The following is a 21,490-nucleotide window of genomic DNA, read 5'->3' as shown; positions in this document are numbered from 1 at the left end:
GCTTCAACCCGTGACCGCGATGCCCTCCACGAGGCGCTTTGCAAGACGCGGCTCGCGCAGCCGGTCGATCCACCATTGCAGCGCGCGTCCCACGTGTTCGCCGCGCCACGCCACGTACAGCACGTTCGGCTCGCGCGGGTTCGCCGTGGCCTTCTCGACGAGTTCGCCACGCTCGATCAGCTTCGCCGCGCGCTGCCGCGGCACCCAGCCCACGCCCAGGCCCTCACGCTGCGCGAGGATCTTGGCGCGCATCGACGGCACCGCCAGCACCTCCTGCGCGCCGAACAGCCCGTAGCCGCGACCGGGCGCGTGCCGCGCCGAATCGCCGACCGCCACGCCGCGCTCGGCCAGCATACGCTCACGCGTGAGCGACCCCTTCTCGCGCGCGAGCCGGTGGCGCGGCGCCACCGCGAACACCCACTCCATCACACCCAGCTCGAACCAGTGCAGGCCGTCGATGGCCGGCGGCTCGTTGGTCGCGCCGACAACCAGATCGGCGCGGCCGTCGCGCAGGGCCTCCCAGGTGCCGGAGAGCACTTCATGTGTGAACCGCAGCGTGACGCCGGACTGCAGCGCGTCGAAGTCGCGCACCACCGGCATCAACAGTTCGAATTCGAGAATCTCGTCGGTGACGATCCACAGGCGGTCTTCCCAACCGTTTGCAACTTGCCGCACGCGCTGCGTCATGCGCGCGACGTCCTGCATCAGGCGGCTCGCCTCCTCGGCTAGCAGTTGGCCGGCCGGCGTAAGCTGCAGGCGGTAGCGCCGGCGGTCGAAGAGCAGCGCGTCGAAGCGCGCTTCGAGTTGGCGCGCGGCGTGCGAAATCGTAGATGGCGCCTTGTTCAACCGTGCAGCCGCACGCGACAGGCTGCCGGTTTCGCGAATGGCGTCGAGCAACGCCAGTTCCTCTTCGGAGAGCATGTGCGGCTCCATCGAACGGGTGATCAGGCGATGGTACGGCAGAAACGGGGCGGGAGTGAGGTTGCGTGACGCCGTCCTACGGGCAGACTGTCAAAGTCGCCTTGACGGTCTGTTCAGAAAATTTGTCATTGTTTAGCGTGTTTGCCGGGCAGAGAATCGAACGCGCGTTCACAAACTATCGATCGTAGCCGCGCCACTCCGAAGGGAAACCAGTACGCAAGCAAGCTGGATCATTCCATCGCGAACACATCTTTCCAGTGAGGTATGAGGCCATGTCCGTGAAGTCTCCGTCACCCGAAACGCCGTTCGTCGATCTGACCGCCATGATTCGCCAACAGGCGGAGGAACGCGGCGAGCGTGCGGCAATCGTCTGCGACGATGAAACGGTCACGTTCGCCGCACTCCAGGCGCTGATCGAGCGCTGCGCCGCCACGCTGCAGCGTGATGGACTGTCACCCGAAGACGTCGTTGCCATCTGCGCGTCGAGTTCCATCCAATACGCCGCAGTATTCTTCGGCGCACTCAAAGCGGGACTCGCGGTCGCGCCGCTGTCTCCCTCCACGCATCCGGACAGCCTCGTCGCCATGCTGGAGAACTCGCGCGCGCAAATCCTCTTCGCCGACGACGCAGTTTGCCAGCTGCTGTCGAGCGTCGCGTTGCCGCCTGCGCTGCGCGTCGTCAAAATCGGCGCGGCCGGGCAATACGACGCCTGGCTGGCGCCCGTGGGGGCCATTCCCACACCTGTGGAGATTCAGCCGGAGTGGGCATTCAACATCATTTACTCCTCCGGCACGACGGGAGCGCCCAAGGGCATCGTCCAGTCGCACGCCATGCGCTACGCCTACACGCAGCGAAGCGTCGAGCGCGGATACGGCCCGGACGCGGTCACCTTGATTGCAACGCCCCTCTATTCGAACACCACGCTGGTGAGCTTCTTCCCGACGCTGGCGCTCGGCGGAACGGTCGTCCTCATGCCCAAGTTCGACGCCCGGCAATATCTGGAGCTTGCCCAGCGCGAACAGGTCACGCACACCATGCTCGTGCCCGTGCAGTACCAGCGCATCCTCGGCCATCCCGACTTCGATCGCTACGACCTGTCGCGTTTCCGCGCGAAGTTCTGCACGAGTGCGCCGTTCCCGGCCGGGCTCAAGGCGGACGCCCTGCGCAGGTGGCCCGGCAAGCTCACCGAGTTCTATGGCATGACCGAAGGGGGCGCGTCATGCGAGCTGTGTGCGGACGAATTTCCCGACAAGCTGCACACGGTTGGCCGCCCGCTGAACGGTCATGAAATGCGTTTGATCGATGCCGACGGGCGCGAGGTCGCCGTCGGACAAACGGGCGAAATCGTCGGACGCTCTCCTGCGATGATGACCGGCTATTACCGGCAACCCGAAAAGACGGCGCAAGCCGAGTGGTACGACAGCGACGGCCGGCGCTTCATCCGCACCGGAGACGTTGGCCGTTTCGACGAAGACGGCTTCCTCGTGTTGATGGACCGCAAGAAGGACATGATCATTTCCGGCGGATTCAACCTCTATCCAAGCGATCTGGAACAGGTGCTCGACCGGCACCCCGACGTCGTCGAATCTGCCGTGGTCGGCGTGCCGTCGCAACGCTGGGGTGAAACGCCGGTCGCGTTCGTCACCCTCCAGCGCGGCTCGACCTGGGAGGCCGAAGCGCTTGCCGCCTGGGCCAACGAGCAGTTGGGGAAAATGCAACGACTCGCCGACGTCGTGATTGTGGACGCACTACCGCGCAGCCCGATTGGCAAGGTGCTCAAACGCGAATTGCGCGAGCGCTTTAGCGGCAAGGTCGCCTGATTGGCCGCGAATCGCCCATTTCCAGCCGGGGACAGCCGGGGAAGATCGGGCGAAAAAAAAGCGCCACGTTTGCACGTGGCGCCTTGAAAAGTTCTAGCCATTCCGAGGGCCGTGCTAGAACCTGAGAGACGGTATTCGGCTCGCCGTGCCATCGGAAAACGATGCGCAATTATGCGAATTGCATATCGCGAAGCACATTAAAACCCGCAGTTTTTGCGGGCTCGTGGCGTATAGCCGAAATCGGGTTCCATTTTTTACCTACATGCTGACTAAGTCAAGCAAAATCTCGCCAAAATGCGCCAATCATCGAGCATCTGGCATCCATTACAATTGTCTGAGATTTTGCGCCCTAATTTAGGGCCCACAGTGTTGATCGAACGCAAACCGGTGTGCCGCACTGCAAGCCCGCATCGGTTTTGTAACGCCACGCGTGAAATCTGAAATCTGAAATCCCGTTTCGGAAAATTGTCCCGCCAATGACTTTCGCACCCGATTCGCGCCATGCCGACGAAACTCCGCGCGACAAAGACGGCGGCGCTGACGAAGTCACCGCGCTCGCGCGCGGTCTCGCCGTGCTGCGCTGCGTCGCGGCCGCCGACGCGCCGCTCAGCAACCGCGAACTGACCGAGCTGACCGGCATTCCCAAACCCACGCTTTCGCGGCTCACCGGCACGCTCGTGAGCACGGGCTTTCTCGCGCGGCTGCCCGACAGCGAACGCTTCGTCCTCACGTCGTCGGTGCTGGAACTCTCCAACGGCTTCTTGCGCAACTCCGACATCCGCAGCCGCGCACGGCCTTTTCTCACGCGCCTTGCCGAGCGCACCGCGCTTTCGGTGCACCTCACCGTGCGCGACCGTCTGGACATGGTCGTGATCGATGCGATCCGCCCGCGCACCGCCGTGCTCGTCACGCGCCTCGAGGTCGGCTCGCGCATCGACATGGGCCGCACCGCCGTCGGGCGCGCCTACCTCGCCGCGCTCGATCCGCATGCGCGCGCCGAACTCACCGCCGCGCTGCAGACCTCGACCGGCAACGACTGGGGCGTGCTCGGCAGCCGGCTCGACGCCGCGCTCGCCGAGACCGCCGCCCAGGGGTACGGACTCGCGATCGGCGAATGGTACGAGGGGCTCAACGCCATTGCCACGGCGTTCGCTGGTCCCAATGGCGAGATCTACGCCATCAACTGCGGCGGCGCTTCGCAGCAGTGCCCGCGCGAGTGGCTCGTCGCCCATGTCGCGCCGCTGCTGCGCGAATGCGTCGGACGCATCGTCGACGAGATTGGCGGCGCCCTGCGCCTGCCCCATTCAACCTGACAGCGCGCGCGCCTTCGCCTTACAAAAAACGCACGTCGCATGTAACGCTCGTAACGTCTCGAAAGAAACGGCACTGGACTGTAACGAAGCGGGCAACGTAGCATCATGCTTTTTGGCGGCAAGAGCCTGCTGTGCCGCCGCGCGTGCGCGCCGCCAGCCAACCGCCAGCGAAGCCGCCCATACCCGTGAACTCGTGGCACGGCATTCGTGCCAGCCAGAGCGGGGCCAGCCCTGACATCCTGCTTGCGCACGACGTGCGTAGCATCGGAGCGCGTCCGCTACGCCGGCCGCGTGCGCTTTGTGTGCGCTGTTGCGTGCACCAGGCGGCCGGCACCACATAATCCGCTCAGCCCAGAGCCTTCGAGAACCCGTTACTGACCTGACCGATGGATCAACAAGAAAAGCGCCCGGATTCCCCCCGTAAAGACACGACGCCGCAGTCCCCCGCTCCGGTCGCCGCGAGGCGCGGCAAGGGCAAGTTCATCGCATTGGGTGTGGTCATCGTGATCGCCGGCATCGTGCTCGCACGCTGGCAACCGTGGAACAAGGCGCTCTCGGGCGGCGACGCAGCACCGGCGGCCGGCGCGCGCATGCGTCACGGCGGCCCGGGCGCCATGGCCAACATGCCGCAGCCGGTGAGCGTGGCCACCGCCCAGGCCGGCGACATGCCCATCGTCATCACCGCGCTCGGCACGGTCACGCCGCTTGCCGACATCACGGTGCGCACACAACTATCCGGCACGCTGCAGAACGTGTACTTCCAGGAAGGCCAGATGGTGCAGAAGGGCGACGTGCTCGCGCAGATCGACCCGCGCCCCTACCAGATCTCGCTCGCCAACGCCGAAGGCCAGCTCGCTCGCGACCAGGCGCTGCTCGCCACCGCGCGCCTCGACCTCAAGCGCTACCAGACGCTGCTCTCGCAAGACTCGATCGCGAGCCAGCAGGTCGACACGCAGGCATCGCTCGTCAAGCAGTACGAGGGCACCGTCAAATCCGATCAGGCCAACGTCGATACCTACAAGCTCGACCTCACCTACGCGCGCATCACCGCGCCCGTGTCGGGCCGCGTCGGTCTGCGCCAGGTCGATCCGGGCAACTACGTGACGCCCAGCGACACCAACGGCATCGTCGTGCTCACGCAGCTCGAGCCGATCAGCGTGATCTTCACGACTTCGGAGGACAACCTGCCGCCCATCATGAAGCAGTTGCGCGCGGGCACGAAGATGTCGGTCAAGGCGTACGACCGCAGCAACACCACGATGCTGGAAACCGGGTCGCTCCAGACCATCGACAACCAGATCGACACGACCACGGGCACCGTCAAGCTGCGCGCGAGCTTCGCGAACCACGAGCAAGGTCTCTTTCCGAACCAGTTCGTCAATGCGCGCCTGCTCGTCGATACGCTCCACGACGCCGTGATCGTGCCCACTTCGGCCGTGCTCAACGGCTCGCAGGGGCAATACGTCTATGTCGCGAAGCCCGACAACACGGTGAGCGTGCGGCTCGTGAAGGTCGGCCCCGTCGACGCCGAACGCACGAGCATCGCTTCGGGCCTCGCCGTGGGCGAGCGCGTGGTGACCGACGGCTCCGACCGCTTGCGCGAAGGCGCGAAGATTACGATTCCGGCCGAGCACCCGCAGCACGCGAAGGGGGCATCGGGCGCGAAAGGCGCCTCGTGGGCCGGCGCGGCCTCGGGCGCGCGTCATGGCCACCGCCACGCCTCGCAGACGCAAGCCCAGTAAGCCAGCATGAATCCATCCCGCGCCTTTATCCTGCGGCCGGTCGGCACGGCGCTGCTCATGGCGGCGATCATGCTGGTCGGCCTCGTCGCGCTGCGCTTTCTGCCGCTGTCCGCCCTGCCCGAAGTCGATTACCCGACCATCCAGGTCCAGACCTTCTACCCGGGCGCGAGCCCGGACGTGATGACGTCCTCGGTCACCGCGCCGCTCGAACGCCAGTTCGGGCAGATGCCGTCACTGAACCAGATGTCGTCGCAAAGCTCGGCGGGCTCCTCGGTCATCACGCTGCAGTTCAGCCTCGACCTGCCGCTGGACGTGGCCGAGCAGGAAGTGCAGGCCGCCATCAACGCGGCCGGCAACCTGCTGCCCTCTGACCTGCCCGCGCCGCCAATCTACGCCAAGGTCAACCCCGCCGACGCGCCGATCCTCACGCTCGCCATCACCTCGAAAACGCTGCCGCTCACGCAGATCCAGGATCTCGCCGACACGCGCCTCGCGCAGAAAATCTCGCAGGTTGCGGGCGTGGGCCTCGTGAGCCTGTCGGGCGGCCAGCGCCCTGCGGTGCGCATCCAGGCGAACCCGCGCGCGCTCGCGGCCTACGGCCTGAATCTCGACGACCTGCGCACGAGCATTTCGAACCTGAACGTCAACACGCCGAAGGGCAACTTCGACGGCCCCACGCGCGCGTACACGATCAACGCGAACGATCAGCTGACCGACGCCGACGCCTACAAGGACGCGGTGATCGCCTATCGCAACGGCCGCCCCGTCATGCTCACCGACGTCGCGAACATCGTGCAGGGCGCGGAGAACACCAAGCTCGGCGCATGGGCCGATGGCACGCCCGCGATCATCCTGAACGTGCAGCGCCAGCCGGGCGCGAACGTGATCCAGGTGGTGGACAGCATCAAGGCGCTGCTGCCGCAACTGCAGGAAGCGCTGCCCTCCTCGCTCGACGTGCAGATCGTCACGGACCGCACGACCACGATCCGCGCTTCGGTGCGCGACGTGCAGTTCGAGCTGCTGATGTCGGTCGTGCTCGTCGTGCTCGTGATGTACCTGTTCCTCGCGAACATCTACGCCACGATCATTCCGAGCCTGTCCGTGCCGCTGTCGCTCATCGGCACGCTCGCGGTCATGTACCTGTGCGGCTTCTCGCTCGACAACCTTTCGCTCATGGCGCTCACCATCGCGACCGGCTTCGTGGTGGACGACGCCATCGTCATGATCGAGAACATCGCGCGCTACGTCGAGGACGGCGAAACACCGCTCGAAGCCGCATTGAAGGGCTCGAAGCAGATCGGCTTCACCATCATCTCGCTGACGGTGTCGCTCATCGCCGTGCTGATCCCGCTGCTCTTCATGGGCGACGTGGTGGGCCGCCTCTTCCACGAGTTCGCCATCACACTCGCGGTGACGATCGTGATCTCGGCCGTGGTCTCGCTTACGCTCGTGCCGATGATGTGCGCGAAGATGCTGCGCCACACGCCGCCGCCCGAAAGCCACCGCTTCGAGGCGCGCGTGCATGCGTTCTTCGACTACGTGATCGGCCGTTACGGCGTGGCGCTCGAATGGGTGCTCGCGCGCCAGCGGCTCACGATGATCGTGTTCCTCATCACGCTCGTGCTCACCGGCATTCTCTACGTGGTCGTGCCCAAGGGCTTCTTCCCCGTGCAGGACACGGGCGTGATCCAGGCCATCACGCAGATGCCGCAATCGGTGTCCTATGCGTCGATGGCCGAACGCCAGCAGGCGCTCGCCGCGGAGATCCTCAAGAACGACAACGTCGAGAGCCTCACCTCGTTCATCGGCGTGGACGGCACCAACATCACGCTCAACAGCGGCCGCATGCTCATCAACCTGAAGCCGCGCGACGACCGCAGTGAAACGGCCAGCGAGATCATCCGCGACCTGCAAAAAAGCGTGGCCCACGTGCCGGGCGCGACGCTCTACATGCAGCCGGTGCAGGACCTCACGATCGACTCGACGGTGAGCCCGACGCAGTATCAGTTCATGCTCACCACGCCGAACATCCAGGACTTCACGACCTGGGTGCCGAAGCTCGTGCAGCGCTTGCAGCAACTGCCCGAACTCGCCGACGTGGCGACCGACCTGCAGGACCAGGGCAGTTCCGTGTTCATCGAGATCGACCGCGCGAGCGCCGCGCGCTACGGCATCACGCCCGCGACAGTGGACAACGCGCTCTACGACGCCTACGGCCAGCGCATCATCTCGACGATCTTCACGCAGTCGAACCAGTACCGCGTGATTCTCGAAGCCGACCCGGTGATGCAGCACTACACCGACGCGCTGAACTCGATCTACCTGCCCTCCTCGACTTCCACCACGGGCCAGGTGCCGCTCTCGGCCATCGCGAAGTTCCACGAGCGGCCCGCGCCGCTGCTCGTCTCGCATCTCTCGCAGTTCCCGGCCACGACGGTTTCGTTCAACCTCGCACCGGGCTCGTCGCTTGGCGCGGCGGTCAAGGCGATCCAGCAGGCGGAAAAGGACATCGGCCTGCCGGGCTCGTTCCAGACGCGCTTCCAGGGTGCAGCGCTCGCGTTCCAGGCGTCGCTGTCCAACGAGCTGTTCCTGATCCTCGCGGCCATCGTCACGATGTACATCGTGCTCGGCGTGCTCTACGAGAGCTTCGTGCATCCCATCACGATTCTCTCCACGCTGCCGTCGGCGGGGATCGGCGCGCTGCTCGCGCTCATTCTGACCGGGCACGACCTCGACATCATCGGCATCATCGGCATCGTGCTCTTGATCGGCATCGTGAAGAAGAACGCCATCATGATGATCGACTTCGCGCTCGAGGCCGAGCGCCACGAAGGCAAGCCGCCGCGCGAGGCGATCTACCAGGCGTGTCTGCTGCGCTTTCGCCCGATCATGATGACGACGATGGCGGCCCTGCTCGGCGCCGTGCCGCTGATCCTCGGCAACGGCGCGGGCAGCGAACTGCGCCGACCGCTCGGTATCGCAATTGCGGGCGGCCTGATCGTGAGCCAGGCGCTCACGCTCTTCACGACGCCCGTGATCTATCTCGCGTTCGACCGGATCGCGCAGCGCCTGCGCCAGCGCTTCGGCAGCGGCTCGCACGGCGCGCCCTCGTCTTCGACGGAGCACTGACGCGATGAATCTCTCGCGCCCGTTCATCTCGCGCCCCGTCGCGACCACGCTGCTCGCCGTCGGCATTGCGCTCGCCGGCCTCTTCGCCTTCACGAAGCTGCCGGTCGCGCCCTTGCCGCAGGTGGACTTTCCCACCATCTCCGTGCAGGCCACCTTGCCGGGCGCGAGCCCCGAAACGGTGGCAACCAGCGTGGCGAGCCCGCTGGAGCGCCACCTGGGCTCGATCGCCGACGTCACGGAGATGACCTCGCAAAGCTCGGTGGGCAGCACGCGCATCACGCTGCAGTTCGGCCTGAACCGCGACATCGACGGCGCCGCGCGCGACGTGCAGGCGGCGATCAACGCCGCGCGCGCCGACCTGCCGACGAGCCTGCGGCAGAACCCGACCTACCACAAGGTCAACCCCGCCGACGCGCCGATCCTGATTCTCGCGCTCACCTCGCCCACGCTCACCGCGGGCCAGCTCTACGACTCGGCGGCCACGGTGCTGCAGCAATCGCTCTCTCAGGTGGACGGTGTGGGCGAAGTCGACGTGAGCGGCTCGGCGAATCCGGCTGTGCGCGTGGAGCTGGAGCCGCACGCGCTGTTTCATTACGGCATCGGTCTCGAAGACGTGCGCGCGGCGCTCGCCTCGGCCAACGCGAACAGTCCGAAGGGCGATATCGAATTCGGCCCGCAGCGCTTTCAGCTCTACACCAACGACCAGGCGAGCAAGGCGAGCCAGTACAAGGACCTCGTGATCGCCTACCGCAACGGCGCGGGCGTGAAGCTCTCCGACGTGGGCGAAGTGGTCGATTCGGTAGAAGACCTGCGCAACATCGGTCTCGCCAATGGCAAGCGCTCGGTGCTCGTGATCCTCTACCGCCAGCCCGGCGCGAACATTATCGAGACCGTGGACCGCGTGGTCGCGATGCTGCCGCAGTTGAAAGCGTCGCTGCCCGCCGACGTCGAAGTGATCCCGACGTCCGACCGCTCCGTCACGATCCGCTCCTCGCTCAAGGACACCGAGCACACGCTCATCATCGCCGTGGCACTCGTCGTGATGGTGGTGTTCCTGTTCCTGCGCAACTGGCGCGCGACGCTGATTCCGAGCGTGGCCGTGCCCATCTCGATCATCGGCACCTTCGCGGCCATGTATCTGATGGGCTTTTCGCTCGACAACCTCTCGCTCATGGCGCTCACCATCGCGACCGGCTTCGTCGTGGACGACGCCATCGTCGTGCTCGAGAACATCTCGCGGCATATCGAGAACGGCGTGCCGCGCATGAAGGCGGCGCTGCTCGGCGCGCGGGAGGTGGGATTCACGGTGCTCTCGATCAGCGTGTCACTCGTCGCCGTGTTCCTGCCTATTTTGCTGATGGGCGGCATTGTCGGGCGTCTCTTCCGCGAATTCGCGCTCACGCTCTCGCTCGCCATTGCGGTGTCGCTGGCCGTCTCGCTCACGCTCACGCCGATGATGTGCTCGCGCCTGCTCGAAGAGGCGCATGAGAAGAAGGAAGAAGGCCGCTTCGCGCAGTGGCTCGAACGCGGCTTCCTGCGCATGCAGGGCGGCTACGAGCGCACGCTCGGCTGGGCGCTCGCGCATCCGTTCGTGATCCTGCTCACGCTCATCGCCACCATCGCGCTGAACGTCGCGCTCTACGTGGTCGTGCCCAAGGGCTTCTTCCCGCAGCAGGACACGGGGCGCCTGATCGGCGGCATCCAGGCCGACCAGGCCACCTCGTTCCAGGCGATGAAGGTGAAGTTCTCCGAGATGATGCGTATCGTGCAGGCGAACCCGGCGGTGGACTCGGTCGCGGGTTTCTCCGGCGGGCGCGCGACCAATTCGGGCTTCATGTTCGTCTCGCTCAAGCCCAAGAGCGAACGCAAGCTTTCCGCCGATGAAGTCATCGCCCAACTGCGCGGGCCGCTCTCGGACGTGGCAGGCGCGCGCACCTTCCTGCAAGCGGTGCAGGATATTCGCGTGGGCGGCCGGCAGTCGAACGCGCAGTACCAGTTCACGCTGCTCGCCGACAACACCGCCGACCTCTACAAGTGGGGGCCGAAGCTCACCGAGGCGCTGCAGGCGCGCCCCGAACTCGCCGACGTGAATTCGGACCAGCAGCAAGGCGGCCTCGAGTCGATGATCAACATCGACCGCGCCAGCGCCGCGCGGCTGAACATCACGCCCTCGCAGATCGACAACACGCTTTACGACGCATTCGGCCAGCGCCAGGTCTCGACGATCTACAACCCGCTGAACCAGTACCACGTGGTGATGGAAGTCGCGCCGCAGTACTGGCAGAGCCCGACCATGCTCAACGAGATCTGGGTGAGCACCTCGGGCGGCACGGCGAGCGGTGCGCAAAGCACGAATGCGACGGCGGGCACGGTAACCGGCCCGACCACGGCCTCAACGGGCGGCACGGCCACCACCACGGCGTCGAGCGCCGCGACCATTGCCGCCGACTCCGCGCGCAACCTCGCGACCAACTCGCTCGCCGCGAGCGGCAAGTCGAGCGCGTCGTCGGGTGCGGCGGTGTCGACCTCGAAGGAAACCATGGTGCCGCTGTCGTCGATCGCCTCGTTCGGGCCCGGCACGACGCCGCTCTCGGTGAATCACCAGAGCCAGTTCGTGGCCTCGACGATCTCGTTCAACTTGCCGCCCGGCAAGTCGCTCTCCGACGCGACCGCCGCGATCTACGACACGATGGGCGAGATCGGCATGCCCGCGACGATTCACGGCAGCTTCCAGGGCACGGCGCAGGCGTTCCAGCAGTCGCTCGACAACCAGCCGCTCCTGATTCTCGCGGCGCTCGCCGCCGTGTATATCGTGCTGGGCATTCTGTACGAGAGCTACATTCACCCGCTCACGATTCTTTCCACCCTGCCCTCGGCGGGCGTGGGCGCCCTGCTCGCGCTGCTGCTCTTCAAGACGGAGTTCAGCATCATCGCGCTGATCGGCGTGATTCTGCTGATCGGCATCGTGAAGAAGAACGCGATCATGATGGTGGACTTCGCGATCGAGGCTTCGCGCCAGGGACTGAGTTCGCGCGATGCGATCCATCAGGCGTGCCTCTTGCGCTTCCGGCCGATCATGATGACGACCTGCGCGGCACTGCTCGGTGCGCTGCCGCTTGCGTTCGGGCGCGGCGAAGGTGCGGAGTTGCGTGCGCCGCTCGGTATCTCGATCGTGGGCGGCCTGATCGTGAGCCAGATGCTCACGCTCTATACGACGCCTGTGGTCTACCTGTATATGGACCGGTTGCGCGTGTGGTGGGATGCGAAGCGCGGGCGCGCGGCGCCCTCGGCGCAGGTGGAATAAGCGCTGTCGTTAGCATATTGAGAAACGGCTGAAGCCTGGCTTCAGCCGTTTTTTTATGCCCGTGCGCTGCGAGGCTGAGGCTGCCGCAAATGCACGGGCAAGCAACGCACGATCAGATGCAGCACCAGCGGAACGATGATTCCATCGTCGACGACACCGGCGAGCGGCAGCGCGATATTGAATGGGTCGAGCGCGTAGAGCGCGAGCAGCGCCGTGGCGGGCATGAGCCACACCGGGCGTTCCGGCTGGCGCAGCGCGTGCCACAGCACGCGTGCATCGCCCTTCACGACATTCCAAAGCAACGCGATACGTTTCATCTGCTTCCTCCTTGCGGCTGGTGCAACTTGTGCGGCCTGAGCGCTCGCCGCCTCAATGCTGCTCGTGGCCCGGTGCATCCGAGCGCGACGTTCTGATCACGAGCCCATCCGGCGCAAAATGGGCGTTGAACATGCCGTCCCCCGCCACGCCGCCTTCGGCCCAGTGCCAGCTCCACACTTCCTCGTGGCTCAGCGCGTATTTTGCTACCGTGGCAGGCTTGCCGAGCAGGCGGCGCACTTCGTCCTGCGTCATGCCCGGCACGACCTGAGCGATATTTTGCGCCGTAAGCGCCTGGGTCATCGCCACGAGTTTGCCGTTCGCGTCGAAGTCGAGCATCCACGTGGTGAGGCCGTTTGGCCCGCGCGGGTATTCCAGGCGCTGCGCGCCGTCGTCGTCTTCCCAGACCATTTCGGGCTTGCCCGCCTGCTGGCGTACATCTTCGACGGTCGACACGCCAATACGCAGGCCGCCGAACGCCATCGAATCGGGTTTGATCGCGTTGACGGCGTCGGTGACCTTTTGCTGGTCGCACGCCGCGAGCAGCGTGGCACTGACAGCGATCAAGGTCGCGGCAATCCAGGGTTTTCGTGACATATCCATCTAACCTTGCTGCTCAAAACTACCGGGAAGTGATTGGGACAACGCAGGCTGTGCAACGTTCGCCGCCGCGTCGCGCTGGGCACCGCGGTGCATTGCCAACGCCGCCTCGCGCTCGGGTTGCGTGAGCATGCGCTTGACGAGGATGGCCTCCATGGCGTCCACGGCGCGCGGTGTGCGGAAAATTTCCTCGTCGGCAACGCCGCGCGAGCGCAATTCGCCGCCGAGCGGGCTGAACCGCATCGTGAGCCTGCTCAGGTCGAAACGCGCCTCTGTCCAGCCGAGATACCAGTGCCACTGCGTGTAGTACCACCAACTGCGCTCGTTGAACGCGCGCACGTGCGTGGGATCCTGCCACGCGCCGTACGACAGGTCGTAGGGAACGAACACGCGCAGGGTGCCGCCCTCGCGAAGCAGTTCGAGGCAATGCGTCATGAAGCGCGAGAGAGCCGGCACATGTTCGAGCACGTCTATCGCCTCGATCTCGTCGAACTGCCCCGCTTCGAGCCGGATCAAGCCGTATCTGGGGCTGAAAAAGATCGACTTCAAGCCTGCCGGATCCGCAAGATCGCCGAGGACGTCGGGCTGCCATTTCGGGTCGATGTCGATATTCAGGCGCTCGGGGTCGTAAGACTTGCCGCTGCCAAGGTTGATGCGGCGCGGCACCGGTAACGAGAGCTTCGGCAGCAGCGCGGCGAGAATCGCGGCCTGATCGCGGCGGGCGAAAATCTCGAAGCCGCGCTGCTCGACCGCGTGGCGGCGCGCGTCGTCTGTTGCCAGCGCGACGCAGGTCTGCACCAGGTCACCGTAGGGAACCGCGACGACGGCTTCGCGCAGATCGTCTGCAATTTCGGTGTCCGGCTCGCACTCGCTCACCACCGCCTTGCGATTGGCAAGCAACCAGGACGTGCGGACGACTTCGTGAATCTTGTCGTCGTAATAGTGGACGTTGAGCACGATCTTGCTGCGCGCGATCCACCGGTCGCGCTCGTCGCCGTAGACGCCTTGCAAATGCTGCACGACGAGGCCCGACGCGCGCAGCGCCTCGAGAATCTTGTGCCTGCGCTCGTTTAGAAAACCGTAGAACAACACGTCGACGTCCTGTTCCGGCGGCGCCTGAATACGGGTGAGTTGCGGCACGTAGCCAGGCGTGAGCACGTGCACATGCGCATTGCCCGTGAGTTCGCGAATGCGCTCGACATTCGAGGGCGAATAGTCGAGCACCGGATGACGCCGCAGCGTCTCGACATAGTGCGGGATCCTGGCAGCCCAGCCGGCGCGCATCTGCTCGAGATTGACGATGACGGTATTGGACGGCAGCACCGTGCCAGGCGCGAGCAGATGCGCGCCGAACACGAAGTTGACGCCATCGCCCGCGAGGAATTCGTTCTCGGCGGCGCCAACCTGCGTGCCGAGCGCCGCAAAAGCGGCCCTTAGCCCGAAGGCGTATTCCTGGAAAGCGGCGCTGTGCGCGTAGCCCGCGGGCCGGGCCGTGACGATGCGCACACGCTCGAACATACGAGGGGGAACGGGAAGATTCTGCATCGGGATTGCCTCATTGGTGCGCCCGGATGGGACGCCACGAAACGGCGATCTCGAACTATCCAATGACGCAAGACCATGGTATTTGCGCCTGCCTGGCATTGGAATCGGATTTATCTCAAATCCTGACAGACCTGGCCTGTCACCCCCTACAGCTTCTGAGCCATCGCGAGCGTAAAAATACGCGCCCAGCGTTTCGCTTCACGCTCGCTTGGCATCGGCAGTTCCCAGAGCGGGCGCTGCGGGTCGACCACGCGCAGCGCCACGTGCCAGCCGTCGGCGCCGCGCGCCGGTTGCGCGCCTTGCAGGTCGGCAAAAATATAAGCGCCATGCGCCCCGCCCTGCGTCAGCTCGCAAAAACGCTTGCCCGCGGCGAGGCGCGCTTCGCCCCATGTGCCCGCTACGCGGTGCGTCCAGTCGCCTTCGCCGCGCACGTTGGGCGCGATGTCGCGCATACGGCGCCACCACCAGGCGATGAGCGCGACGAACAGCGCCGCGGCGATCACGGCTGCCCCCACGGCAACTCCCATGCCGAACTGCGCCGCAATGGCGTTGAAAGACCAGTACGCACCGTAGACGAGCGCGGCAATGGCAAACAGGACAACGATGATCGGCATGCGGGTATTCCAGGCGATGGGGAGTCATGCGAGGGCGAGGTGTCGGCGCGCCAATGCCGGCATGCCAGGACGAAACGCGGAGGGACGATCAGAGCGGATCGCTGCGAGGCCCGCGCGCGCGGCGGGCCCCGCTTTTATTGCGGTGTGCGGCGACTACTGCTGCGGATGCTGCGCGGCCCACTCCTTCACGGCGCGCAGCGTGTTCGCGACATGCTGGTCCGGCGAGAGGCTCGTGTATTCGTAGATGATCTTGCCGTCCGGCGCGATCACATACGAAACGCGATTGGCCATCGACTCGTGCATCGGCATCGACGCGTCGTATGACTTGATGATCTTCGAATCTTCGTCGGCGGCCACCGGGAACTTGCTGCGGCACTCGCTCACCGAGAACTTCGTAAGCGTGTCGATGTTGTCGTGCGAAACGCCGATCACGGTCGCGCCGTACTGCTTGTACTCATCGACCGCTTCGGCGAATTCGTGCGCTTCGATCGTGCAGCCCTTCGTGAACGCGGCCGGATAGAAGTACACCACCACCGGCCCCTTCTTCAGCTCCGAAGCGAGCGAATAGGTGTAGGTCTTGCCACCGAGCGACGCCTGGGTCGTGAAGTCGGGCGCAGGGTCGCCCGGCTTGAGTGTTGCCTGTGCAGACAACGTAAAGAGCGCAAGCCCGGCGCAAACGAGCGCCGCGGCTCCCGCCGCAAAGAACCTCGGTTTCATGTCGAATGCCCTCGAGTTGAATCGCCACGCCGGCGCGCGTTTTGTCGGCGGCTTTTGCCCATCACGCAATTCAGGCGCATGACGGCGCGCCCCCGGCGATGGCGATATTCAATCACACAATTGCGCCGCTCGCAGCGCGCACCGGCGCAAACCTTACAACCTGTTTTCAACCCTCGGCGTAAGCCGTGAACCATGCGCCGGCCCACAGGTTCAGTTCACCGAGCAGCGGCGGCGTGAGCGCGGTGAACATGCCGCCCGCCTCGCGAGCGAGACGCTGCGCGCCATCGTGATCGCCGCGCTCGGCTGCGGTCGCGATGAGCAACAGCGTGCCAAGCTCACCGCGATGACCGTCCACGGCCTCGACGATCTCGCGCGCAAGGCCCAGCCGATCGAGCGTGTTCTCGGGCGTCGAGCCCACCAGCACGTGCACGAGCGAGAAGATGCCGGTCATGAAGGCGGCATCGGCGAAGTCGGGGTCCTGCGGGTTCAGGCTGCGCGCGGCAAGCTCCATGAAGTGCGAGCGCGTACCGGCGAGTTGCACCAGCGGGTCCGAGCCCCAGGGCAGGTCGCGCCCGCTCGCGTAGAGCAGCAGTTGCGCCCAGCGCGCAATCTGGCGCGTGCCCGCCGCGAGCACCGCTTCGCGCAGCGACGAAATCGGCCGTCCGGGCGAATACGCGCTCGAATTGACGAGACGCAATAGTTGCACCACTACGCCCGGGTGGCTGCGCAGTTCGCGCTCGAGTTCGGCCGTGCCGACGTCGTTCGCCACGAGCGCGAGCAGGCGCACGAGCGCAAGGCGCGAAGCGCGCACGCGCGGCGCGCGCAACACCTGCGGACGCGCGAAGAAGTAGCCCTGGAAAAGCTCGAAGCCAAGCGACGAGGCCAGTTCGAAGTCCTCGCCGGTCTCGACCTTCTCGGCGATCAGCGTCTTGCCGTGCGCGGCGAGGTTCGCGACCAGTTCGGGCAGCGCCGCGCGCTCGGTCTGCATCAGGTCGACCTTGACGATGTCAGCGTAGGGCAACGCGCGCAGCAGGTTCTCCGTGATCTCGCTCACGTCGTCGAAGGCAATGCGGTAGCCCGCGCGGCGCAGTTGCGCGAGCCGCTCGAGAACCGCGGCGTCGAAGCGCACGTGTTCGAGCACCTCCAACACGAAGCGGCCAGGCGGCAGCAGATGCACGATGTCGTCGAACAGCAGTTCGCGGCTGATGTTGACGTAGCCGTAGTGACGGCCGAGCACTGCCGGCACGCCGAGCTGGCCGATCGTACGCGTCATCACCTGGGCCGTGGCGAGCGCGTCGTCATCGACATCCGCGCGGTTCTGCGCGCCGCCGCGAAACAGCAGCTCATAGGCATTGAGCGCGCCATTGCGATCGAGAATGGGCTGCCGGCCGAGATAGACGAACGGCTGGACGGCACCCGAACCCGCGCCGGGCGCCGCCTGCGACTGCTGGCGAGACGGCGGCGCCGACAACGCCTCAGACGATGGCGCGGGCGCGGCGCCGGGCTGCGGGCCGGTGGATGACCCGGGCGTAAGGCCGGGTTGTGAAGCTGACGGCATAGACGGCGCGGAACCAGGGGTGCCCCTGTCCGCATCGTCTCGCACAGCCTCGCTTGCCCGCGCGGCAAACGCTGACGATGAATCGGACATGGCGGATGACTCGTACGGATGGAATAGCCGGTATTGGCCGCTGACGCGCCGGGCCGCCCCTGCGGCCGGCAAGACGGGCGCTTTACGCGCGCCGACCCATCGCGCATGGCGAATGGCGTCTCGACCGGCGCCACTTTAACCGAATCTGGACGCCGCCGCACCGCTCTGCCGTCACCTTTATGCGTTAGGTGTTTTTTCGGTCGCAGCGGCTAAAGATTTCTCGTCCGAGGTCGATAACTTGCTCTGATGGGCGGCTTCAGCCGGATACGGAAACCGGCAAGGACGCCACAGACAAACAAAGGGTTGCCAGCGACAGACATGGAAGCGAACAGGATCTCCGCGCCCCGCCAGGGCTGGTTGCGCACGGTCATCGACCGGCTCTATGCGCTTGCCGGCCTCAAGGGCATTGCCGGCGACCCGCCCATGCCTGGCGAAGCAAACGCGGTGCACGAAGCGCGCACGCAGCGCGCAGCGGAGCCAGCGCACAACGAAGGCGCCGCACCGCTCGTGCCGCCTTCGCTCCCCGCAGCCGCATCGAACTACGCCGACGCCGTTTCGCTCTCGTTCGAGAACACGGCAGCCGCCGTGGACTTCCTCGTGCACGTGGACTCGCGGCTCCACTTTCTCTACGTTTCCGACGCAAGCCTGCGCTTTGCGGGTTATCACCGCGAGTTCCTGCTCGGCGCGACGCTTGCCGACATCGTCACGCCCGAGCATCACGCGCGCCTCGAAGCGCTCTTCGCGCGCGCTGCGCACAGCGGCGCCGTCGAAAAAGACACGATCGATCTCGTCAAGGCGCTCACCTACCCGCTTCCCGTGGAGCTGCGCGTGCAGCGCGCCCAGTATGGCGAGACGACGGGCTTCGCCGTGGCAGGCTTCGACGTCTCCGGCTGGCAAGGCACCGAGGCCGCGCTGACCCACGCGCTCCACCACGATCCGCTCACCGGCCTGCCAAACCAGGCGGCGCTCGCGCCCGCGCTGCAGCGCGCCCAGGCCGACGCGGACCATTTCGGCGTGCCGGTCGCGCTCCTGCTGCTCGACCTCGACGACTATCAGCGCGTGAACCGCGCGCTCGGCTATGACGCCGGCGACGAACTGCTGCGCGAGACCGCGCGGCGCCTGACCCACCTCGCGCTGCAAGGCGAAATGATCGCGCGCATCGGCAGCGACGAATTCGCCATTCTGATCACGCCGCAACGTCACGCCGCGCCCGACGAAGTGCGCGCCGCCGCCGAAGCGCTCGGCCGGCGCCTGCTCACCTCGATCCTGCAGCCGTACTCGTTTCGCAACCAGCCCGTGCACCTTTCGGCGAGCATCGGCATTGCATTCCATCCTGACCAGCGCCCGGATGCGTCCGGCGCAAGCTATACAGATAACCGCACAGATAACCGCGCAGATAACGGCGCCGATGCCAGCGCCGACGCCACGCCGCTCATCCGCCGCGCGGACCAGGCGCTCCAGCAGGCCAAGGCCATCGGCGGCAACACGCTCACGTTGCACGTACCCGTCGACGACCCCACCGACGCCATGCGCCTGAAGCTGGAGTCAGACCTCTACGACGGTGTGCGCAACGGCGAATTCTCGCTACACTTCCAGCCCATCACGAGCAGCGCGTCGCGCGGCGTGGTCGGCGTGGAGGCATTGATCCGCTGGCAACATCCATTGCACGGTCTCGTGCCGCCTTCAACATTTATTCCTCTTGCGGAATCCGTCGGCCTGATTAATTATCTCGGCAATTGGGTTTTGAAGGCTGCCTGTATGCAACTGACCCAATGGGACGAGCAAGGCATCGAGCTGCAGTACGTTGCGGTCAATGTCTCGCCCCAGCAGTTCCGCAATCCGCGTTTCAGGGAAAGTGTCGAGGAGGCGATCGAGCTGACCGGCGTCGATCCGCGCAGGCTCGTGTTCGAGATCACCGAAAGCCTGCTCATGCACGATCCGCAGCACGCGAAAACGCTGCTCGAAGAACTGACCTCGCTTGGCATTCGCTTCGCGGTGGACGACTTCGGCACGGGTTATTCGAGTCTTGCGTACCTGCAGCGCTTCCCGCTTTCGAAGCTGAAGATCGATCGAAGCTTCGTGGAGAACCTCATCACTTCGCGCAACGATCAGGCGATCGTGAACGCGGTGGTGGGGCTCGCGCGTACGCTCGATCTCGAGCTCGTGGCCGAGGGCGTGGAAACGGAGGCGCAGCGCGAGCTGCTGACGAACATGGGTTGCGAGCATATCCAGGGATGGCTCGTCTGCAAGGCGCTGCCTTCAGAAGAATTGCAGCAGCGCTTCGTTTCGGGTGCGTTGCACGTGCACGAGGTGCAATGATGCGGGCATCGCAAACAGCAGGGCTTTCGCGAAATTGACATGGTTCAGATGGTAAAGGCCGTCCTGCTAGACCGCTTGTGGGCCCGCATGAATGAACGCGGGGACTTCCCCTTGCTGTCGCAATCGCTGCGCACCACGGTCGCGGCGATGACGAACGACGACTACGATTTCAGCGCCCTCGTGAAGGTCGTGCTCTCGGATTTCGCGCTCACGCAGAAAGTGCTGCGGCTCGCGAATTCGGCCATGTACATGGCGTTCGGCGGCAACATCACGACCGTCACGCGCGCGCTGATGGTCCTCGGCATGGACGCGGTCGGCCATCTCGTCGTCGGCCTGAAGATCGTCGATCACTTTCATCACAGCGCCCCGCGCCGTATCGACGCCAAGCTCGAACTGAACCGCACCATGCTCTCCGGCTGCGTCGCGCGCAAGCTCACCGAGCACGGCGACCTGCGCGCAGGCGAAGAAGCCGTGGTCTGCACGCTCATGCGCCAGGTGGGCAAACTGCTCGTGGTGTTTTATCTCGAACCCGAGTGGGACCAGATTCGCCGCGAAATTGACGAAGGCTCGAGCGACGACGAAGCGTGCCTCGCGGTGCTCGGCGTGACCTTCGAAGAACTCGGCCTCGAAGCCGCCTCGCGCTGGCGCCTGCCCGACACGATCCGTGCGGGCATGCGCCAGTACGACCCGGCCGACAAGGAGCCGCGCGACGTGCAATGGCTGCGCGCCATCACCAACTATTCGACCGAAGTCGCACGCGTGCTGACCACGGCGGGCCTCTCCGACGAAATGCGCGAGACGCACATCGCCGAGCTTGCGCAGCACTACGGCCGCGCGCTGTCGACCGACGCGGACGTGCTCGTGCAGATGAGCCTCGCGCTCGCGCGCGAGGAAGCCGAAGACGGCGTCATGCGCGAGATCGTCGAATTGCGCGCCAACGCCGACGCGATCGCACGCGAGGCGCTCGATCCCGAGGCGCGCATCGCAGCCGGTGTCGAGGACCTGCGCGCGCTGCCGGCCGATAGCCCGCTCAGCACCGCCCTCACGCTCGCGACCGAAACCGTACTCGCGGGGCTCGGTTTCGCACGCAGTGTGGTGTTCGTGCGCCAGGGCGCGAACAAGTTCGAGGCGCAGCACGGCTTTGGCGCACACATGGGCGACGTGCTGCCCAAGCTCTCGTTTTCCGCCGCGTTCCAGCCCGACGTGTTTCACCTCGCCATCGCGAACAAGGTGGGCATCTTCATCGAGAATGCGCGCGACGCGAAGATTCTCGCGCGCCTGCCCGGCTGGTATCGCTCGAGCTTCGACGACACGCGCGCATTCGTCCTGCTGCCGGTGGGCGCGCCCGGCGTCGAGCCCGTTGCGCTGATGTACGGCGACTGGCTCATGAACCAGGAGCCGCGCCGCATCTCACAGAAAGAGATGAGCGCGTTGAACGATCTCGCGCAGCAACTCGCGCGCTTCTTCACGCACGCTCCGCAGGCCGTCTGAGTTTGCACTGAG

General features: G+C 65.6%; 14 protein-coding genes. 7 read left to right on the top strand and 7 right to left on the bottom strand.

The genetic code is table 11. From position 1 onward, the window contains the following. Positions 1–3 precede the first annotated feature (3 nt). Positions 4–921, bottom strand: coding sequence for a LysR family transcriptional regulator (locus U5A58_RS28550; protein WP_321963917.1), 918 nt, complete (start codon positions 919–921; stop codon positions 4–6). 272 nt (positions 922–1,193) lie between these two features. On the opposite strand from U5A58_RS28550, the gene U5A58_RS28545 reads away from it, so the two are divergent. From U5A58_RS28545 to U5A58_RS28525, 5 genes are all read left to right on the top strand, one after another. Then, complete coding sequence (locus U5A58_RS28545) at positions 1,194–2,741, top strand: class I adenylate-forming enzyme family protein (RefSeq protein WP_321963916.1); 1,548 nt, start codon at positions 1,194–1,196, stop codon at positions 2,739–2,741. Between the two features lie 476 nt (positions 2,742–3,217). Beyond that, entirely contained in the window at positions 3,218–4,054 is an 837-nt protein-coding gene (locus U5A58_RS28540; protein ID WP_321963915.1) for an IclR family transcriptional regulator, read from the top strand. A 386-nt stretch (positions 4,055–4,440) separates the two neighbouring features. Beyond that, positions 4,441–5,796, top strand: a complete 1,356-nt coding sequence (locus U5A58_RS28535) for an MdtA/MuxA family multidrug efflux RND transporter periplasmic adaptor subunit (protein WP_321963914.1) — start codon at positions 4,441–4,443, stop codon at positions 5,794–5,796. A 6-nt stretch (positions 5,797–5,802) separates the two neighbouring features. Beyond that, positions 5,803–8,925: an MdtB/MuxB family multidrug efflux RND transporter permease subunit gene (locus U5A58_RS28530; protein ID WP_321963913.1), complete on the top strand. Its 3,123-nt coding sequence runs from the start codon at positions 5,803–5,805 to the stop codon at positions 8,923–8,925. Between the two features lie 4 nt (positions 8,926–8,929). Continuing rightward, a complete protein-coding gene (locus tag U5A58_RS28525) occupies positions 8,930–12,229 on the top strand; it encodes an efflux RND transporter permease subunit (protein ID WP_321963912.1) in 3,300 nt (1,099 codons plus the stop codon). Positions 12,230–12,282: 53 nt separating this feature from the next. Here the strand turns inward: U5A58_RS28525 and U5A58_RS28520 are convergent, their stop codons facing one another. The 6 genes from U5A58_RS28520 to U5A58_RS28495 all read right to left on the bottom strand — a co-directional run bounded on the left by U5A58_RS28520 (position 12,283) and on the right by U5A58_RS28495 (position 17,578). Continuing rightward, entirely contained in the window at positions 12,283–12,546 is a 264-nt protein-coding gene (locus tag U5A58_RS28520) for a hypothetical protein (RefSeq protein WP_321963911.1), read from the bottom strand. A gap of 52 nt (positions 12,547–12,598) precedes the next feature. Further along, positions 12,599–13,141, bottom strand: a complete 543-nt coding sequence (bamE, locus tag U5A58_RS28515) for an outer membrane protein assembly factor BamE domain-containing protein (RefSeq protein WP_321914190.1) — start codon at positions 13,139–13,141, stop codon at positions 12,599–12,601. 6 nt (positions 13,142–13,147) lie between these two features. Continuing rightward, complete coding sequence (locus tag U5A58_RS28510) at positions 13,148–14,689, bottom strand: hypothetical protein (protein ID WP_321963910.1); 1,542 nt, start codon at positions 14,687–14,689, stop codon at positions 13,148–13,150. Between the two features lie 146 nt (positions 14,690–14,835). Next, positions 14,836–15,303 carry a hypothetical protein gene (locus tag U5A58_RS28505; protein ID WP_321963909.1) on the bottom strand — a complete coding sequence of 156 codons (468 nt, stop codon included), beginning with the start codon at positions 15,301–15,303 and terminating at the stop codon, positions 14,836–14,838. Between the two features lie 153 nt (positions 15,304–15,456). Continuing rightward, positions 15,457–16,020 carry a peroxiredoxin gene (locus tag U5A58_RS28500; protein ID WP_321914187.1) on the bottom strand — a complete coding sequence of 188 codons (564 nt, stop codon included), beginning with the start codon at positions 16,018–16,020 and terminating at the stop codon, positions 15,457–15,459. 166 nt (positions 16,021–16,186) lie between these two features. After that, on the bottom strand, positions 16,187–17,578 hold the full coding sequence (locus U5A58_RS28495) for an EAL and HDOD domain-containing protein (RefSeq protein WP_321963908.1): 1,392 nt from the start codon (positions 17,576–17,578) through the stop codon (positions 16,187–16,189). Between the two features lie 408 nt (positions 17,579–17,986). Here U5A58_RS28495 and U5A58_RS28490 point away from each other — a divergent pair, with 408 nt between their 5' ends. Both U5A58_RS28490 and U5A58_RS28485 read left to right on the top strand, forming a co-directional pair. After that, on the top strand, positions 17,987–19,987 hold the full coding sequence (locus U5A58_RS28490; RefSeq protein WP_321963907.1) for a GGDEF domain-containing protein: 2,001 nt from the start codon (positions 17,987–17,989) through the stop codon (positions 19,985–19,987). A 48-nt stretch (positions 19,988–20,035) separates the two neighbouring features. Continuing rightward, positions 20,036–21,478 (top strand): HDOD domain-containing protein, encoded by a 1,443-nt coding sequence (locus U5A58_RS28485; protein WP_321964012.1) that lies wholly within the window; start codon positions 20,036–20,038, stop codon positions 21,476–21,478. The last annotated feature ends 12 nt before the right edge of the window (positions 21,479–21,490 follow it).

Source organism: Paraburkholderia sp. J7 (assembly GCF_905220155.1).
GTDB lineage: Bacteria > Pseudomonadota > Gammaproteobacteria > Burkholderiales > Burkholderiaceae > Paraburkholderia.
Note: the sequence above shows the minus strand (reverse complement) of the source record. Positions and strands in the feature narration are given on the sequence as shown.

What these genes read in the sequence shown, in the direction of transcription:
- bamE (WP_321914190.1), bottom strand. Translation starts at nt 13,141, where the DNA reads ATGTCACGAAAACCCTGGATTGCCGCGACCTTGATCGCTGTCAGTGCC.
- U5A58_RS28485 (WP_321964012.1), top strand. Translation starts at nt 20,036, where the DNA reads ATGGTAAAGGCCGTCCTGCTAGACCGCTTGTGGGCCCGCATGAATGAA.
- U5A58_RS28535 (WP_321963914.1), top strand. Translation starts at nt 4,441, where the DNA reads ATGGATCAACAAGAAAAGCGCCCGGATTCCCCCCGTAAAGACACGACG.
- U5A58_RS28540 (WP_321963915.1), top strand. Translation starts at nt 3,218, where the DNA reads ATGACTTTCGCACCCGATTCGCGCCATGCCGACGAAACTCCGCGCGAC.
- U5A58_RS28505 (WP_321963909.1), bottom strand. Translation starts at nt 15,303, where the DNA reads ATGCCGATCATCGTTGTCCTGTTTGCCATTGCCGCGCTCGTCTACGGT.
- U5A58_RS28530 (WP_321963913.1), top strand. Translation starts at nt 5,803, where the DNA reads ATGAATCCATCCCGCGCCTTTATCCTGCGGCCGGTCGGCACGGCGCTG.
- U5A58_RS28500 (WP_321914187.1), bottom strand. Translation starts at nt 16,020, where the DNA reads ATGAAACCGAGGTTCTTTGCGGCGGGAGCCGCGGCGCTCGTTTGCGCC.
- U5A58_RS28490 (WP_321963907.1), top strand. Translation starts at nt 17,987, where the DNA reads ATGGAAGCGAACAGGATCTCCGCGCCCCGCCAGGGCTGGTTGCGCACG.
- U5A58_RS28550 (WP_321963917.1), bottom strand. Translation starts at nt 921, where the DNA reads ATGCTCTCCGAAGAGGAACTGGCGTTGCTCGACGCCATTCGCGAAACC.
- U5A58_RS28510 (WP_321963910.1), bottom strand. Translation starts at nt 14,689, where the DNA reads ATGCAGAATCTTCCCGTTCCCCCTCGTATGTTCGAGCGTGTGCGCATC.
- U5A58_RS28525 (WP_321963912.1), top strand. Translation starts at nt 8,930, where the DNA reads ATGAATCTCTCGCGCCCGTTCATCTCGCGCCCCGTCGCGACCACGCTG.
- U5A58_RS28545 (WP_321963916.1), top strand. Translation starts at nt 1,194, where the DNA reads ATGTCCGTGAAGTCTCCGTCACCCGAAACGCCGTTCGTCGATCTGACC.
- U5A58_RS28520 (WP_321963911.1), bottom strand. Translation starts at nt 12,546, where the DNA reads ATGAAACGTATCGCGTTGCTTTGGAATGTCGTGAAGGGCGATGCACGC.
- U5A58_RS28495 (WP_321963908.1), bottom strand. Translation starts at nt 17,578, where the DNA reads ATGCCGTCAGCTTCACAACCCGGCCTTACGCCCGGGTCATCCACCGGC.